We start from the raw sequence: 17,167 nt of genomic DNA on the forward strand, positions 1-17,167 counted from the left end.
TGTGACGATGCGCTCCAGTCTACCAGATCAGCCCGTGCCGACAGCGCCCAGCCGCAGGGTGACCCGATGACCGCCCGGTGCCGGGTCATTCCGGTAGGACCAGCCCAGGCGCTCCGTGAGTTGCGCCGTCAGCTGCAGTCCCAGACCGAAACCGAGATCGTCGTTGGCGTCCTCGTCGCTGGCCTGGTGGTTATCGATGTGCACCGTGTCGCCCTGCTGGCGGATACTGACCTCGCCAGCCCAGGTGTGCTGGAAAGCGTTGCGGATCAGGTTGCCAAGGACGACCCGGGCCGCCACGTGCGGCAGGTCGAGAGCGGCTGGCTCGGTCTCCACCGTCAGCGTCACGTCCTTGTCCCGCAGCAGGTAACGGTGTTCGCTCACCAGTTCGCGGATCAGGGTGTCCAGGGACAGGGTGCGGGTCGGCAGGTTTTCCGGCTCATCCCGACTCAGCCACAGCAGCGTCTCGGTCAGGTGCTTCATGGTCAGGCTGGCGCGGTCGACCCGGTCGATGATCGGGCCCAGAGCCGAGTCACTGGCCGGCCCTGTCTCGGGCGGCAGGGAACGGATCAGCTCCACGTTGTTGCGGATCACGCTGATCGGCGTGCGCAGTTCATGGCTGGTGTGGCGCAGGAAGCGGTGCTCGCGTTCCAGGCTTTCTTCCAGGGACGACAGGCTGGAGCGGACCAGACCGGCGAGTTCGTTCAGTTCCGGGTAGCGAAAATCGGGCACCGGCTCGCGCAGGGTCGTGGTGTCCAGGTCCCGCGCCCATTGCCCCAATTGCCCGACCGGTTTGGACACGCGGCGCAGCACCAGCCAGAGAATCAGCAGCAGGGCCAGCGCCGATCCAATGCTGATGGTCAGCAGGCTGTTCAGGTTGTCTTGGACGATGCCCACCACCAGATCCGAAGCGGATTTTCGGGAAATTTCGTGGGTGATGAACAGATCACCGTCGGCCTCGGGAAAGCGCATGGCGAAGTAGAGCCGGCCGTGCTGCTTGCCCTCGATATGCTCCACGCGGGCTTTGAGCAGCGTGCGTGCCGGTTCGGGAGGTTGGCCGAACGCCGACTGGACGGCGGAGGGCTGATCGGCCCAGCGCTTGGTGATGGTGAATCCGTCGATTTCAGGCCGTGTCAGGCCCCGCTTCGCGTCGGTCTCGTGGCGCTGGACGGCGTGTTCCATGGAGCCTACCAGGAAGCTGTCCATCCCCAGCATGAAGTAGTGCGCTGCCAGCATGGAATAGCCCACCACCAGCAGGACGCCCAGAGCCAGGAAAATCGCCGCCAACTGCCATTTAAGCCGGATTTTCCGGATCATCACCGCCCTCCCGGATCATGAAGCCGCGCCCGGCAACCGTATGGATCAGTGGCGTTGCGTGGCCGTGATCCACCGTCTTGCGCAGGTGATGCATGTGCACCTTGAGGCTGTTGCTGTCCGGCGGCTCGTCGCCCCAGACGGCCTCTTCCAGCGTCTGGCGAGCGACCACCGACGGCGCGGCGCGCAGCAGGGTTTCCAGCAGACGCCAGCCGGTGGGGGACAGCTTGAGGGGTTGTCCGCTACGGGTCGCCTGCTGGGCGGTCAGATCCATCTCCAGATCCCCGCAGCGCAGGCGCTGCACTTGACCGCTGCGGCGATGGGCGAGGGCGCGGATGCGGACCAGCAGTTCCTGCAATTCGAACGGCTTGACCAGGTAGTCGTCGGTGCCGGACTCGAAACCTTCCACCTTGTCCGCCAACTGGTCCCGGGCGGTGAGCATCAGGATGCTGGTGTCGTCCCCGCTGCGGCGTACTTCGCGGCAGACCGACAGCCCGTCCATGCGCGGGAGGTTCAGGTCCAGCAGGATCACGTCGTAGCGGTTGTCGCGGATCAGCTGGAGGCCGGACGCGCCATTGCTGGCGTGGTCACAGCGGATTTGCTGAATCTCCAGGTACTGGACGATGGTCATCGCCAGGTCCTGATCATCCTCCACCAAAAGTACGCTGAGCATTATGCCGGGGCCTCGTCCGTCGGTTGCCGGTTGCCGAACCAGCCTACCATCCGCTCCTGGAGGTCCGTCTGGATGCGCAGCAGGACCGGTATCAGGATCAGGGTGATGAATGTCGCGAACAGGATACCGTACGCCAGCGACACCGCGGCCGGAATCAGGAACTGCGCCTGGCGCGAGGTTTCCCCCAGCAGCGGCATCAGCCCGGCAAAGGTGGTGGCCGAGGTCAGCAGCACTGCCCGCATCCGGCTGGTGGCCGACTCGACAATCGCCTCTTTGCGGTCCATTCCCTCGCGACGTAAGTCATTGTAGCGTGACACCAGCAGCAGGCTGTCATTCACCACCACGCCGCTGAGCGCGATGATGCCGTTGAGGGACAGGATGCCCAGTGACAGGTCATTGATCCAGTGGCCCAGCAGCGCGCCGACGATACCGAACGGAATCGCGGTCATGATCAGCAGCGGCTGGACGTAGGATTTCAGTGGAATCGCCAGCAGCATGTAAATCACCAGCATGGCCACCAGGAACACTTCCGTCATGGACGATTGGGTTTCCTGCTGCTGCTCCGCCTCACCGGCGAAGTAGACATCGACCCCGGGGTACTGGCTCTTGATCTCCGGCACCACATCGCGCTTCAGCAGGGCGACCAGCTCTGTGGAGGAGAGGGCATCCTTGTTCACGTCGGCCGTCAGGTACACCGCCCGTTTGCCGTCGATGCGGGTGATGGTGTCGCGGGTATAGCCCAATGACACGTTCGCGACGCTGGACAGCGCCAGCACCGTGCCGTCCGGCGCCCGCACATTGGACTGCAGGACGTTGGTGATGGACTGGCGGTCGGCAGCCGGGAAGCGCACCTTCACTTCGATCTCGTCGTTGTTGCGCTGGTAGCGTTGGACCACCTGGCCCTGGAAACCCTGCATCACCTGCTGGGCCAGATCGTCCGTGGTCATGCCCAGCGCCCGGCCCTGGGGCGTGAGCGACAGGCGCAGCTGCGGCTGGCCGGGCTGCATGTTGTCCTCGATGCCGCTGACCGCGGGAATGTCCGCCAGTTTGGTGCGGAACAGGGCGCCGGCACGGGTCAGCAGGCTGTCGTCGTTGGCGCGCAGCTCCACCCGCAGGGCATCGACGCTGTTGCGGTGGCTCTGGATGCTCAGCGTGCGCACACCTTCCGGGTTGCCGGCCAGGGTGGTCCATTCCCGGGTGAACTGCTTGAGATCGTAGGGCGCGTCGGCGATCAGTTTGACCGTCACCTTGCCGGACTGGTCGCCGGAGGAGGTCACCTGAACGTGTTCCAGGGCGCTGTCACCCTCATTGTGGCGCAGCTCCCGATCCGCCTGGTACGCGGAGTCCTCCAGTTCGGTCAGGGCCTGGTGGGTCAGCCCGTAGCTGGCGTCGTTGTACAGCGTGATCTGGGCCCGGGCGGTATCGCCGGAAATGTCCGGGAAAAAGCTCATGCGGATGGTGCCGTCGAACGGCATCGCCATCACCAGGATCAGTACCGCCATGAACAGCACCACGGTGGTGTAGCGGAATGTGAGGGCGAGCCGGATCAGCGGCCGGTAGAACCGCTCGGTGAAGAGGGTGAGGCCACCGGAAGCGGCGCCCTGGATGCCGCCCCAGATGCGCGCTGGCAAGGCCTTCGACGGCTCGCCCCGGGTTTTCAGGTGGGCCAGGTGAGCGGGCAGGATCAGCTTGGATTCGATAATCGACAGCACCAGGCACAGGCTGACCACGGCCGCGAATTGCGCATACAGCTTGCCCAGCCCGCCCTGGATCTGCGACAGGGCAAAGAACGCCACCACGGTGGTGAACACGCCGAACAGGGTCGGCACCGCGACGCGCAGGGTGCCTTTGATGGTATTGCGCAGGGTATCCCCTTCGGCCTGCCGCACCGAGTAGACGCTTTCCCCGACCACCACGGCGTCGTCCACTACGATCCCCAGGGCCATGATGAAGCCGAAGGTGGTGAATTCGTTGAGCGTGAGCCCGAGGAAGCTGTCGCCCATGAAGTAGAGGGTGCCGAAGAACACGAACGGCAGGCCCATGGCGACCCAGAAGGCGACCCGCAGGTTGAGGAACAGCGCCAGCAGGCCGAACACCAGCGCGATGCCGAACAGGGCGTTGTCGATCAGCAGCTGCAGCCGCTCGTTGATGGAGGTGCTGCGATCGTACCAGGTGGCGAGTTTGACGCTCTCCGGCAGCTTGCCCTCGTCCCGCCATTGCTGGACCACGTCACGCGCGCCGTTGACCGAGTCGGAGATATCGTCGGTGCCGGTGGTGATGATCTGCAGGGCGATGCTGTCCTGGCCGTCGAAACGGGACAGGGTCGAGGTCGTGTCGTCGAACGTATCGCGGATCTGCGCCACGTCTCCCAGCAGGATGCGGTCGCCGCTGGCGGTGGTGATCAATGGAATGTTGGCGAAGTCTTCCTTGAGGTAGGCCTGCTCGGACGCCTTGAGCTGGAGGTACAGGTCCTTGTCACGCAACACGGCGGTCATGGCGCTGCTGGACCCTGAATTGACCGCATCTTCCACGTCGGACAGGGTCAGCCCGTAAGCCTGCAGACGGCCTTCGTCGATCTCGATGGCCATCATCGGGTCCAGCCAGCCGGAGATGGACACCCGGCTGACGTAGTTGTTGGCGAGCAGGTCGCTCTTCAGACTGTCCGCCAGGTGCTGCAGGGTGCGCCGGCTGGCGTCGCCGTAGAGCTGGATCCAGAGGGCGTGCTCTTCCCGCTCGTCTTTGCTGATGACGGGTTTGTCGGCTTCCGACGGGAAGTTGTTGATGGCGTCCACCTTCGCCTTAACGTCCCGCAGCAGCGTATCCAGATCGTAGTCGGATGTTTTCTCCACCGTGACCGTGGTGCCGCTGGACGTGGACGAACTGGTGATCGAGTCGATGCCGGTGACGTCTTCCAGCGCGTCCTCGATCTTGATCGCCAGGCCTTCTTCGGACTGTTGCGCCGAGCCGCTGTTGTAGCTGACGGAGATGGACAGGCTGTCCGGCTCCATGCTCGGGAAGGCTTCTTTCTGCAGCGATCCCAGGGCGATGGCACCGAGGGCGATCACCAGCACCATCAACAGGTTGGCAGCAACCGGGTTGCGGGCGAACCAGGGGATGATGCCCCGGTCGAGCGACGGATCAGACATGGCTGTTCTCCTCGACCGGATTCACGGCCATGCCTTCGACGTAACTGCTGAGCGGCTGGCGCACCACCCGCGCCTTGTCGCCGGCCAGCGCTTTCGGCGGGACGATGTAGATGGACCCGTCGCTGGCGAATCGGGGTTCGACCGCGAAGCTGGCCAGGGTGTTGTCGTCGGTGACGTACCAGATCTCGCCGCTTTGACTGAGTGCGGTGGCGGGCAGTTTCCACAGGCCGTCGACATCGCGGCCGGCCACGGTGGCCTGCAGGAAGGTGCCGGGCAACAGGGCCGGGGATTGGTCGAACGGGGCGTCGACGGCAATCACCAGCGACCGCTGGCGGCTGGTGTCGTCCAGATGCTGGCGGGCGCGGATGACATGGCCGCTCCAGTGCTGGCCGGTTTCAATGTTGGTCAGGGTGGCGGGCCACTGGCCGCCGGTCAGCAACGCCTGATCCGGCAGCTGTGCCCATTCCACGGCGGACAGGCTGACGCTGATCTCCACCCGGTCGGTGCTGACCAGGGTCGCCACTTCGGTGCCGGCCTGCACGTAGCTGCCCGGCGCCACGCTGCGATCGGTGATCAGCGCATCGAACGGCGCCACGATGCGGGTCTGGTTGAGGTTGTAGCGGGCGGTGTCCACCGCCGCCTGGGCTTCAGCAACGGCGGCCTTTGCGGACGCCAGCTGTGGTTGGCGCAGCACCAGCGGGGAGTCGGGTTCCCCGGACAGGCCGGAGGCCTTCCATTCCGCCACCGCCTGCTCGCCCTGGCGTTCTTCCTCCAGCAGGTCAACTTTCGCGCTGGCCAGGGTGCTCTGGGCGCTCGCCAACGCTTCCCGGTAACTGCTGGCCTCCACTTCGGCCAGGAGATCGCCCTTGGCCACACGGTTGCCCCCTTCGAAATCGCCGGTGATGTCGTCGATCTGGCCGGACACCTGGGCATTCAGGGTGAGCTGGTAATGGGCGCTGGCCGCGCCAAAGGCGGAGATCTGGGCGGCGTAGGTGCCCGGTTCCACCGATACCACAGACACGTCCGCCCGCTGGACCGGCGTTTCCGGTTTGGTAAAGGGCCGGTCGGCGAAGGCCTGGGCCTGGTCGTGGATGTAGAAGATGACGCCCGCGACGACCACCAGGGCCGCGGTCAGGGGCAGGCTGCGGATGAGTTTGCGTTTCATGAATTCACTCCCAGTCCCAGTGCCAGTCCCAGGTCAATCCGGTTGGCCAGGCGTTGATAGATCAGATCGTCGAGTTGGGCCTTGAGGTCGTAGGTCTGCTGCTGCACCGAGAGCAGGTCGAGAATGTCCACCAGGCCGGCGCGGTAACTGGCGCGGTATTGCTTCAGGGTGCTTTCCTGGCGCGCGAGGGCATCGGCAATGTGCTGCTGGCGGCGGCTCAGGGACTGCTCCAGCCCGAGGTAGTCTTCCACTTCGTTGACCGCGTCCAGCAGGGTCTCGCGGTAGGCCTGGAACAGCTGCGCGCGCTCGTACTCGGCGGAATCGGCGGCGGCCCGCAATTCGCCACCCTGGAACAGCGGTGCGGTCAACTGGCCCAGCAGACTCCAGGCCGGATCGGTCAGCAGGGCCTGGGCCGGTGAATCCGCCACGTCTTTCAGGGCCGCTTCCAGGCTGATGCTGGGCAGCAGGTCCTTGTAGGCGGCGCTGACCCGGTAATCCTGGGCCTCGATGGCGCGGTAAGCCGCGATCAGGTCAGGTCGGCGTTGCAGCGTCTGGGCGGGCAGATCCGCCAGGGGCGTGAGCACGGCGGGGTAGTCGCCGGGGACGTCACTGCCGGTGGACGGAATCTGGCCGAGCAGGGTCTTCAGGGCCCGCTCCTGCTGGGCCAGCGTTTCCCGATCGTTTTCGAGCGTGGCGCGGGCGCTGGCGGAGGAGCTGCGGGCACTGTCCAGGTCTTCCAGCGTGCCCAGGCCGTTCCGGTAGCGTTGTTTGATCAGGGTTTCGTTGTTTTCCAGGGTGGCCAGGCGTTCCTGCTGGATGCGGATGGCGTGTTTCTGGGCAATCAGCGCCAGCCAACGGCTCATCACATCCGCCGCCAGGCTGTCGCGGGCCGATTGGTAGAGCGCGGCCTGTTCTTCCACGTCCTTGCCGGCGGCGGCAGTGCGGTCGGCGATTTTCTGCCACAGGTCGGCTTCCCAGCTGACCGTCAGCGAGCCCGTGTAGCTGGCGTCGCTGCCTTCTTCATCGCTGGCAGAGAAGCCAGCTTCCAGGTCCGGCAGGCGATCGGCGCCGGTTTGCTTGAGCTCGGCTTCCCGGATGCGCAGGGTGAGCAGGGTCTGCTGCAGGCTCGGGTTGGCAGCCAGCGCCTGCTGCACCAGCGTGTCGAGCGCATCGGACTGGATCAGGTCGGTCAGTGCGGTGACCTTTTGGCCGTCGGCGGGCTGGGACCAATCCGGCACCTGCTCAACCAGGGTTCGGGACTGGTCGGTGTAGTCGGGGTGATCGCCGCGGATGGCGCAACCGGTCAGGGTGGTGGCCAGGATGATCGCCATCAGGCAAGGGTGTGTGGGGTGCGCCACGGTAACGGGACTCCTCGGGCTATCGGGCGGTTTCGGATAGGGTGAGCGTATCGAAGCGGGGGTTAACGCCGGGTTAAGGCGGGGGGTGATCGGCATCGGTGATAACCGTCACAAAATGGGCGAATAATTAAAACTGTTGCTTTAATTGGCGATAAACTGTCCAATTATTGTCGTCGTGACGCCATAGGAGACAGTCGCCACGCGACCCCCAGTCAACATCGGTTCCAGGGATTTGGCCATGTTATCCGCCCGCTGTCACAAATTGCTTGCCCGCGCCTTCATGCTGTCGCTTCTTGTGACGGGCTTGGCCCATGCGCAGCAGGAAGGCGCCGACCAGCAGGCCCGCGAGGATTTTGGCTATGAGGAGCGGTCCACGGTCAAGACCATCCCGTTTGAATCGCTGGATTCCGAGACCCTGTCCAACACCGCCATCGAGGGCGGTCTGGCGGCCCCCGCCGCCGGTGTTCCGGCCCGGCCGGTCAGCAGTCCGGACGACGATTACTACCTGGATCCCCTGGCGCTGCAACCGCGCGACGACCGCACGGATCTGGGGCGCCACGAAATTCCTGCCGAAATCCGCTTCAGTGCGCCCAAGGAAGTCCCCGGGCAAACGTTCGGTAACAACTACGTGATCCGCCCGCCGGAAAACCGCACCTACGACAGCTTCAACACCAACGTTCAGGGGCGGTAATGCAACGCCGGGTCAGCTGGCGGCGGCACTGACGGCATTCTGTCCCACCACTTCCTCGTAGAAGAACGCCAGTGCCTGGCGAGCCTGGTTGAGGCGGGCCTGGGACACGCGCATGCGCTCCTGCAGATACCCCAGGAAAAGCTGTTGTTCACTCTCGCCCAGTTCGGCGGGATCGCGCAGATCGTGGAACATCATGTACCGGGTGATCCAGTGCAGGTAGGTCTGCTCGGTGCGGAGGTTGAGTTTGTGGGTCTGGATGGCGCGACGAACGCGCGACAGCAGGCCGGACTGACTCTGGTCCAGCGCTTCAGTCATGCTCATGAAAGATTACTCGCAGTACGACGTGTGTTCTTGTTGTTAGAGTGCGCGCATTCTATGACAGGCGTTTGAAAGATTCACGTGCGGAAAGGCCAAAATGCGGGGAGCCAGCGCCTCAAGGCTCTGTGACGCTGGCTATGTGACTGGAATCAGCCGTTTTTCAGGGATTCCAGACGATCAATATATTTTTGCATGGCCTGTTCGCTGGACATGCCCTTCACCTCTTCCCAGGCGTTGTACTTGGCGCGACCTACCACGTCCAGCATGCCGGGCTTCTTGCCGCTCACGTCACCTTCGGTGGCCTGCTTGTAGAGTGCGTAGAACTCCAGTTTAAGCTCGTTGGACGGCTTGAAGTCGCCCTCGGCGGTCTGGATGTAGTTCACGGCTTCGTCGAATTGTGTCTTCAGATCACTCATGCTTGTCCCTTGGTTTTCAAATGGCATACCGTTGAAGAACGAGTATAACCGCCCCGAATCGGCCCGTTCTATGGCCGTTTTGTTCCCCTCCAACGCCGGATGGGCTAATGTCGCATCTGGTTTTCAAACCTACCACACAGAGGCTCCGTGAAGAGCCCGAAAACAAACGCCCACAGAGGCGTTTTCAGACACTGGAGATCCACCCATGAAAGCAAGCAACCGATTGCACGGCATCGTCAATCGTATCAACCAGCTGCCGGGGTTCGCCCGATCCCGCGCCCTGTCGCTGTTTTTCGGCAAGGCGGTCCCGTTTACCGGCACCGTCGGCATCCGCATCGAAACCCTGGATGAAAACCGCTGCGTGATCAGCCTGGCCAACAAGCGTCGGGTGCAGAATCACATTGGCGGTGTCCATGCCGTGGCGTCTCTGCTGTTGGCGGAGTCGGCGACCGGCTTCCTGGTCGGACTTAACGTGCCGGACGACAAGGTGCCGGTCATCAAGACCGTCCGTGCCGACTACACCAAGCGCGCCAGTGGCGACATGCGGGTGGAGGCCAGCGTGTCGCCGGAGCAGCAACAGCGAATGCGCGAGGACGACAAGGGCGAGGCGCCGATTCAGGTCGCCATCCACGATGCGGAGGGCAAGGAGCCCATCACCATCGAGATGATCTGGGCCTGGACCCCTAAGAGACGGAAGTAAGTCCCACTTTTGGCGCATGCGGCAACTACTTACATGTCGCCAACGCACTGATTCTTACGTTTTTTTCATGTCCCTCTCTGGCAACAAGTTGCCCGCCGTACATAAATTAACCAAAAAATGGCGAATTTTTGCTTGAGAGGGGCTGGGTTGGTGTGTAGAGTTCCGACCGTACAGCGTGCCGGGACGGTACGCACATGGAGTGTACAACGCTAAACGGAGTTAGGAGTCCTCATGGCTAAGGAAGGTTCCGTTGCGCCAAAAGAGCGCATCAACATCAAGTATATCCCTGCAACTGGCGACCAACAGGCGGAAATGGAATTACCGCTGAAAATGTTTGTGGTCGGTGACTTCAAGGGACACCCCGAAGAAACCTCGCTCGAAGAACGTCAGAGCATTTCCGTCGACAAGAACAACTTCCAGTCCGTGATGAAAGAAGCCGGTCTGAAGCTGTCCACGACGGTATCCAATCGCCTCGAAGACGACGCCGACGACCTGCCGGTCAACCTCGAAATCGGCAGTCTTTCCGATTTTTCCCCCGACAGCATCGCCCGCCAGGTGCCTGAGCTGCGCAAGCTGATCGAGCTGCGTGAAGCGCTGATGGCGCTGAAAGGCCCGCTGGGTAACGTGCCGGCGTTCCGCACCAAGCTGCAGGAACTGCTCGACAACGATGAAGCCCGCGAGAAGCTGCTGGCCGAGCTGGAGCTGGCCACGGGCGAAAGCGAGCCGGAAGCCGGCTGATTCGAGCCGACGTCTCACTGAACCGGCGACCGGACTGAATCCCCCAATCGCTGACCGCAGGATGCGGGCAGGCCGGCTCGCCTTTATCCGAAGACCCAATACGTACTGAAGGGATGTGGTATGTCTGATACAGCTGTACAGCAGTCCGCCGCGACCGAAGCCGCCGAGGGTTCCCTCCTCGATCAGGTCATGGCCAACAGCCGGATGCAACCGGCGGATGAAGGGTACGATGTGGCGCGCCGAGGCGTCGCGACGTTTATTGCCAACCTGCTGAAAAGCGATGAGAAAGGCCAGCCGGTCAACAAGGCGCTGGTAGACCAGATGGTCGTCGAACTCGACCGCAAGATCAGCGCGCAGATGGACGAAGTCCTGCACGCCCCGGAGCTGCAGGAGCTGGAATCCTCCTGGCGCGGCCTGAAGCTGATGGTCGACCGCACCGATTTCCGCGAGAACATCAAGGTCGATATCCTGCACGCCACCAAGGCGGAACTGCTGGAAGACTTCGAGTTCGCGCCGGACGTCACCCAGACCGGTTTCTACAAGCACATCTACGCCAACGGCTACGGCCAGTTCGGCGGTGAGCCGGTCGGCGCCGTGGTGGGCAACTATGCCTTCACCCCGTCCTCACCGGACATGAAACTGCTGCAGTTTGTCTCCTCCGTCGGCGCCATGGCGCACGCCCCGTTCCTGTCGTCCGTGGCACCGACCTTCTTCGGTGTGGACAGCTTCCAGGAACTGCCGGCGATCAAGGAGCTGGCCGACGTCTTCGAAGGTCCGCGCTACGCCAAGTGGCGTTCCCTGCGTGAGTCCGAAGACGCCCGCTACCTGGGTCTGACCGCGCCGCGCTTCCTGCTGCGCACGCCGTACGACCCGGAAGAGAACCCGATCCGCAGCTTCAACTACACCGAAGACGTCAGCGGCGACCACGAGCATTACCTGTGGGGCAACACCGCCTACCTGCTGGCGACCCGTCTGACCGACAGCTTCGCCAAGTACCGCTGGTGCCCGAACATCATCGGCCCGCAGAGCGGTGGTGCGGTGGAAGACCTGCCGGTGCACCTGTACGAGTCCTTCGGCCAGCTGGAAGCCAAGATCCCGACCGAGGTGCTGATCACCGACCGTCGTGAATACGAACTGGCGGACGAAGGTTTCATCGCCCTGACCATGCGCAAAGGCAGTGACAACGCGGCCTTCTTCTCGGCCAACTCCGTGCAGAAACCGAAGGTGTTCCCCAACACCAAGGAAGGCAAGGAAGCCGAGACCAACTACAAGCTGGGCACCCAGCTGCCGTACATGTTCATCATCAATCGCCTGGCCCACTACATCAAGGTGCTGCAGCGCGAGCAGATCGGTTCCTGGAAAGAACGTCAGGATCTCGAGCGCGAGCTGAACACCTGGATCAAGCAGTACGTGGCCGACCAGGAAAACCCGCCGGCGGAAGTTCGCAGCCGCCGTCCGCTGCGCGCCGCCCAGGTGACCGTGGCCGACGTCGAAGGCGATCCGGGCTGGTACCAGGTTTCCCTGGCGGTCCGTCCGCACTTCAAGTACATGGGTGCCAACTTCGAGCTGTCTCTGGTGGGACGCCTCGACAAGGAGTAAGTCGTGAGCTGGGACACCGGTGACCACGGTGTTCAGGCCTCTCGGGGCAGCCTGTTCGAACGACTTGATCAGGCTGCCCAGCCCGCAGGGACTGCAATGGGCGAATCCACCGGTGTGGTGGACTCCATCAAACGGCATCTGGTTCGGCTGCTCAACGCCCATCCGGGCAACAGCGCCAGTGCACCGGCCCTCGGGCTGGTGGACTTCAACGATGCCACCCTCGGCACCCAGGACCTGAACATCCGGATCCGCAGCGCGATCCGGCATTGTATCGAGCACTACGAACCGCGCGTGAAGCGCGTCGATGTGGCGACTTTGCCGGACGACTCGGACCCGTTGCAACTACGCTTCCAGGTCACCGTCCACCTGCGCGTGGATGACGTCGAAGAGCGAGCCACGATCGATCTTCTGTTGGACGACAAACGCTATTACCGCGTGGTGTAACGTCGTGAAGTTAAACAGATTCTATCGGGATGAACTGAATTTCCTGCGCCTGCAGGGGCGCGAGTTTGCCGAGGCCCATCCTCAGCTGACCCGCTTCCTGTCGGAACAGAGTACCGATCCGGATGTGGAGCGCCTGCTGGAAGGCTTCGCATTCCTGACCGGGAAACTGCGGGAAAAGGTGGAGGACGAGTTCCCGGAGCTGACGCACTCGCTGCTGAACATGCTCTGGCCGAACTACCTGCGCCCGGTCCCCAGTGCCACCATCATGCGCTTCGATCCGCTGCTGCACGCCATCAGCGAGAAGCAGACGATTCCCAGCCACACGGAAGTGCGCAGTGGCATGGTGGGTGATCGGCGGGGCCAGACCCAGTGCCGCTTCCGCACCTGCCGGGACATTGCCATGTACCCGATGACCCTGGCGGACGCCCATGCCGAGCTGTCACGTGAGGTGTCGGCGGTGGAGCTGAGCCTGGCGATGCACACCGACCAGCCCCTGTCGGAGCTGGGTATGGACAGCCTGCGTTTCTACCTGGGCGGCGATACGTTTACCGCGCAGACGCTTTACCTGTGGATGAACCACTGTCTCGAGGCCGTTGAGATGGAGGTGGATGGCAAGGTGATCCGCCTGCCCAAGGACAGCCTGCGCCAGGTCGGGTTCGCGGCCGAGGACGCGATGCTGCCCTATCCGAAGAACGCGTACCCGGGCTATCGCATCCTGCAGGAGTACCTGAGTTTTCCCGAATCCTTCCATTTCATGGATCTGGTCGGACTGCAGAAGTACCTGCCGGCGATCCAGGCGGATGAGTTCAAGCTGCGTTTCCATTTCAACCGGACGCTGCCGCCGGACGCCAAGGTCCGAGCCGAGAACTTCCAGCTCTACTGCACTCCGGCGATCAACCTGTTCAGCCACGAGGCCGAGCCCATCGACCTCAACGGCCGGCAGACCGAATACCGCATGCAGCCGTCCAGCCGCTTCGTGTCCCACTACGAGATTTTCAGTGTGGACCAGGTGGAAGGCTGGCTCGACAATCCGGTCGGGCGGGAGCGGGGTGAGCCGCGCATTTACAGTGCGTTCGAGAGTTTTCAGCACCAGATCGAGCGCGATCGCAACCGGACGGCCCTGTATTACCGGGTCCGTGTGCGCGAGAGCGTGCGCGGTGACGGCTTCGATCACTACATCTCATTCGTGCGCGGTGACGAACAACTGTGCCTCAATCAACACGAGGCCATTTCGGTGACCGTCACCTGCACCAACCGTCAGCTGCCGAACCAGCTGGCGATCGGGGATATCTGCGAGGCGACCCAGAGCACGCCGGCGTTCGCCACTTTCCGCAACATCACCCGGCCGACGGCGACGCTGCGGCCGACGCTGGATGGCAGCCTGCTGTGGACCCTGGTGTCCAACCTGTCGCTGAACTACCTGTCGCTGCTGGACGTGGACGCCCTGCGTTCGGTGCTGCGGGTCTATGACTTCCGCGCCCTGGTGGATCGCCAGGCGGAGCGGGTGTCGCAGCAGCGGTTGGCGGGCATCCAGAAGATCGACACCCAGCCGGTGGATCGCATGTATCGCGGCCTGCCGGTGCGGGGTATTCAGTCGACCCTGACGCTGGACCAGCAGTCTTTCGCCTCGGAAGGCGATCTTTACCTGTTCGGCACAGTTCTCAGCCATTTCTTTGCGCTTTACGCGAGTATTAATGCGTTTCACCTACTGGATGTGGTGAATTCCGAAAACCGGGAGCGGTACACATGGACGTTACGGACCGGGCAGCAGCCCCTGATGTAGCCGGCCTGCAGCCCGTCCTGGGGAACGCGCGCCGCTACAACTTCTTTCAACTGGTCGACCTGATCCATCGCCTGCACGGCGACGATCTGGAGCGGGCCACCGACGACGCGCCGCAGCATGAGCGGATCCGCTTCTCGTCGGCCGCCGGCCTGGGTTTCCCGGCCAGCGACGTGCTGTCGGCCGGGCTGCCGGAGCACGAGTACGCGCCGTACCAGATGGAAGTCAGCTTCCTGGGCCTGCATGGCTCCCAGTCGCCGCTGCCGGGCTACTACCTGGAAGAGCTGGCCTGGGAATACGGTCAGCAGTCGGGACTGCGGCGTTACTTCCTGGATTTCTTCAACCACCGGCTGGTGACCCTGTTCCACCGGGTCTGGCGCAAGTACCGCTACTACGTGCGCTTCCAGCCGGGCGCCAGCGACGCCTTCTCCGAGCACGTGTTCTCGCTGGTGGGCCTGGGCGACAGCGACCTGCGCGGCGATACCCCGATCAACTGGTCGAAGATGCTCTCCTACGCCGGCCTGATGGCCGGGCGCAGTCGTTCGCCGGAGGTCGTCAGCGGCATCGTGGCGCACTGCTTCGATCTGCCGGATGTGGAGATCGAGCCCTGGGTGCTGCGCAAAGTCGCCATCCCCGCCGACCAGCAGACCCAACTGGGCCGGGCCAACGGCTGCCTGGGGCAGGAGACCCTGGTGGGCGACCGCATCCGTGACCGCAGCGGCAAGTTCATCCTGCGACTCAAGAGCCTGAGCCGCGAGCGTTTCATGGACTTCCTGCCCAACGGCCAGGACCACCAGAGCCTGGTCAAGCTGGTCGAGTTCAGCATGCGCGAGCAGCTGGCCTTCGACCTTGAACTGGAAATCCGGTCCGACGACGTCGAACCCATGCAACTGGGCAAGGATGTCCGGCTGGGTTGGACCACTTTCGTTAACCCAACGCCGGGCGTGCCACAGCAGGCCGTCCGTCTCCAGATCCGGCGGTGAATTATGGACACAGCAACCAAGACACGCCTCAGACTGAGCATTTCCAACCCCGCGGACGTCGGCGTCAGCTCTGACCTGGGCTGCGACTTCGGCGAACGCGGCGGTTCCATCGGCTCGGCCGACAGCGACACCTGGCGCTTGTCGCCGCACCGTACCGGCGTGTTGCCCGGCCACACCGAAATCCGCTGGATCGACGGCCACTACTGCGTCATTGACCGCTCCGGCCGCACCTACGTCAACAGCGGCAGCATGCCGGTGGGACGCGGGCGCCGGGCAAGGCTGATGGACGGCGACCGGCTGCGGGTGGGCAACTACCTGCTGCTGGTGGATCTGATCGAAGGCGACGAGCCTACCTCGATTCCCCTCGACCAGGCGGCGGACGATCCCACCCTGGTGAACGCGCCGGAAGGCGAACTGGCGGAATACGAGCCGGAAAAACCCCAGCGGGCCAACCCTCTGGATCACCTGGACCCGACTCCGACCGAGCGGGAACAGCGCGATCCGATGGACGGCTTCCGCTATCAGGACCGGGACCTGGCCGCCGAGCAGGAACGCAAGCTGCTCGACGACGATCCGGAGTGGTACGGAACACCCCCGGAAGCCAGCGACCCCTACATGGACGAACGGGAGCGGGCCCTGCGCCTGCCCGTCATTAACGGAGGACAGCGGCGCATGGACGACGACCGCACCGATATCAGCCGTGGCGACGCCACGGAGCAGAGCCGACAGCACATCAGTGGCGCGCCGCTGATGCGCGGACTCGACAGCGACATCCGCTTCGACAACAGCGACGCCATGCAGGGCTTCCTGGAAGAAGCCGGCCGCACCATCAAGGCCACGATCCAGGGGCTGCTGGAACTGCACCAGCGGGAAGACAGTCGCCACCAGGCGCTGCGCACCCGCCTGCAGCCGATCGAGGACAACCCGCTGCGGCTGGGCCAGGACTACGGGCAGGTGATGGATACCCTGTTCGCGGGCGAACGCAGCCCCGTGCATCTGTCGGCCCCGGCCGCGGTCACCGAGAGCCTGACCGGCCTGCGTCATCACCAGCTGGCCACCCAGGCGGCCATCAGCGAAGCGCTGGACGCCATCCTGCATGCTTTCTCGCCGGACAACCTGCTGAAGCGCTTCCACGGCTATCGCCGGTCCCTGAAACCCGGCGAGAGCGAGCCGGCCTGGGCCTGGGAAATGTACACCCACTATTACGAGGAGCTGAGCTCCAGCCGTCAGCGCGGCTTTGAGCGTCTGTTCGCTGAAGTGTTCGAGCAGGCCTACGACCACCACCTGAGAAAACTGCAGCGGGAGGCCACCCTGTGAAAATCGCCCACTCACTCCTGTTACTGGCCCTGATCGGCCTGACCGGCTGCAGCGGCCCGTTCAAGGCCGTGTCCAAGACCGCCCAGGTGGTCTGGGATCCGGACATCCCGGTCGGTGAACCGGAGGACCGGCCCTCGACGGTGGACCTGGCGATGCTGGCCGAGCCGGACATGAACCCGAACGACGCCATGCAGCCGGCCCCCATGAACTTCCAGATCATCCAGATGGAAGACAGTTCCATGATGTTGGCCGCGGATTTCGACCAGATCACCGAAGATCTCGAAGACGCGCTGGGCGCCAACTACATCGACCACAGCGACTATTCGATGGTGCCAGGCCAGTTCAAGTACATCGAACCGTTCGAGATTGATTCGGACACCCGGTACATCGGCGTGGTGGCGTTCTACGCCTTTCCCAACGAGTCCCAGTGGAAAAAGGTGGTCAAGGTGGAGCCCGAGGGCGGCCAGTACCACATCCTGGTGAACCTGCGGGAACGCGAAGTCATGATGCAGAAGGCGGACAAGTAAG

16 protein-coding genes are annotated in these 17,167 nt (G+C 63.5%); 9 read left to right on the forward strand and 7 right to left on the reverse strand.

Translation table 11 applies throughout. The features are described 5' to 3' along the window. Positions 1 to 27 precede the first annotated feature (27 nt). From JL474_RS11620 to JL474_RS11640, 5 genes are read right to left on the reverse strand one after another with little or no spacing between them, the layout of a single operon-like run. A complete protein-coding gene (locus JL474_RS11620; RefSeq protein WP_203142185.1) occupies positions 28 to 1,314 on the reverse strand; it encodes a sensor histidine kinase in 1,287 nt (428 codons plus the stop codon). Then, entirely contained in the window at positions 1,292 to 1,984 is a 693-nt protein-coding gene (locus tag JL474_RS11625; protein WP_236012198.1) for a response regulator transcription factor, read from the reverse strand. The genes JL474_RS11620 and JL474_RS11625 overlap by 23 nt, the downstream gene beginning before the upstream one ends. After that, on the reverse strand, positions 1,984 to 5,130 hold the full coding sequence (locus JL474_RS11630) for an efflux RND transporter permease subunit (protein WP_203142186.1): 3,147 nt from the start codon (positions 5,128 to 5,130) through the stop codon (positions 1,984 to 1,986). Before JL474_RS11630 ends, JL474_RS11625 begins: the two co-directional genes overlap by 1 nt. Beyond that, entirely contained in the window at positions 5,123 to 6,295 is a 1,173-nt protein-coding gene (locus JL474_RS11635; protein WP_203142187.1) for an efflux RND transporter periplasmic adaptor subunit, read from the reverse strand. Before JL474_RS11635 ends, JL474_RS11630 begins: the two co-directional genes overlap by 8 nt. Next, positions 6,292 to 7,653 carry a TolC family protein gene (locus JL474_RS11640; protein ID WP_328797816.1) on the reverse strand — a complete coding sequence of 454 codons (1,362 nt, stop codon included), beginning with the start codon at positions 7,651 to 7,653 and terminating at the stop codon, positions 6,292 to 6,294. Before JL474_RS11640 ends, JL474_RS11635 begins: the two co-directional genes overlap by 4 nt. Before the next feature lie 238 nt (positions 7,654 to 7,891). Here JL474_RS11640 and JL474_RS11645 point away from each other — a divergent pair, with 238 nt between their 5' ends. Continuing rightward, complete coding sequence (locus tag JL474_RS11645) at positions 7,892 to 8,344, forward strand: hypothetical protein (protein WP_223808053.1); 453 nt, start codon at positions 7,892 to 7,894, stop codon at positions 8,342 to 8,344. A gap of 12 nt (positions 8,345 to 8,356) precedes the next feature. Here the strand turns inward: JL474_RS11645 and JL474_RS11650 are convergent, their stop codons facing one another. Beyond that, positions 8,357 to 8,665: a site-specific integrase gene (locus JL474_RS11650; protein WP_203142188.1), complete on the reverse strand. Its 309-nt coding sequence runs from the start codon at positions 8,663 to 8,665 to the stop codon at positions 8,357 to 8,359. Between the two features lie 146 nt (positions 8,666 to 8,811). Then, a complete protein-coding gene (locus JL474_RS11655; protein WP_123636586.1) occupies positions 8,812 to 9,078 on the reverse strand; it encodes an acyl-CoA-binding protein in 267 nt (88 codons plus the stop codon). A gap of 205 nt (positions 9,079 to 9,283) precedes the next feature. Between JL474_RS11655 and JL474_RS11660 the strand changes: the two genes are divergently transcribed. From JL474_RS11660 to tssJ, 8 genes are all read left to right on the forward strand, one after another. Then, positions 9,284 to 9,778, forward strand: a complete 495-nt coding sequence (locus JL474_RS11660; protein WP_203142189.1) for a DUF4442 domain-containing protein — start codon at positions 9,284 to 9,286, stop codon at positions 9,776 to 9,778. 231 nt (positions 9,779 to 10,009) lie between these two features. Next, positions 10,010 to 10,516, forward strand: a complete 507-nt coding sequence (gene tssB / locus JL474_RS11665) for a type VI secretion system contractile sheath small subunit (protein ID WP_123636584.1) — start codon at positions 10,010 to 10,012, stop codon at positions 10,514 to 10,516. 120 nt (positions 10,517 to 10,636) lie between these two features. Next, complete coding sequence (tssC, locus tag JL474_RS11670) at positions 10,637 to 12,115, forward strand: type VI secretion system contractile sheath large subunit (protein ID WP_123636583.1); 1,479 nt, start codon at positions 10,637 to 10,639, stop codon at positions 12,113 to 12,115. Positions 12,116 to 12,118: 3 nt separating this feature from the next. Further along, positions 12,119 to 12,559: a type VI secretion system baseplate subunit TssE gene (tssE, locus tag JL474_RS11675; RefSeq protein ID WP_123636582.1), complete on the forward strand. Its 441-nt coding sequence runs from the start codon at positions 12,119 to 12,121 to the stop codon at positions 12,557 to 12,559. A gap of 4 nt (positions 12,560 to 12,563) precedes the next feature. Continuing rightward, on the forward strand, positions 12,564 to 14,342 hold the full coding sequence (gene tssF, locus JL474_RS11680) for a type VI secretion system baseplate subunit TssF (RefSeq protein WP_123636581.1): 1,779 nt from the start codon (positions 12,564 to 12,566) through the stop codon (positions 14,340 to 14,342). Next, complete coding sequence (gene tssG, locus JL474_RS11685) at positions 14,306 to 15,322, forward strand: type VI secretion system baseplate subunit TssG (protein ID WP_123636580.1); 1,017 nt, start codon at positions 14,306 to 14,308, stop codon at positions 15,320 to 15,322. Before tssF ends, tssG begins: the two co-directional genes overlap by 37 nt. Before the next feature lie 3 nt (positions 15,323 to 15,325). Beyond that, positions 15,326 to 16,639: a type VI secretion system-associated FHA domain protein TagH gene (tagH, locus tag JL474_RS11690; protein ID WP_203142190.1), complete on the forward strand. Its 1,314-nt coding sequence runs from the start codon at positions 15,326 to 15,328 to the stop codon at positions 16,637 to 16,639. Then, positions 16,636 to 17,166, forward strand: coding sequence for a type VI secretion system lipoprotein TssJ (gene tssJ, locus JL474_RS11695; protein ID WP_123636578.1), 531 nt, complete (start codon positions 16,636 to 16,638; stop codon positions 17,164 to 17,166). Before tagH ends, tssJ begins: the two co-directional genes overlap by 4 nt. Position 17,167 lies beyond the last annotated feature (1 nt).

The organism is Marinobacter mangrovi (assembly GCF_016798325.1).
Lineage (GTDB): Bacteria > Pseudomonadota > Gammaproteobacteria > Pseudomonadales > Oleiphilaceae > Marinobacter_A > Marinobacter_A mangrovi.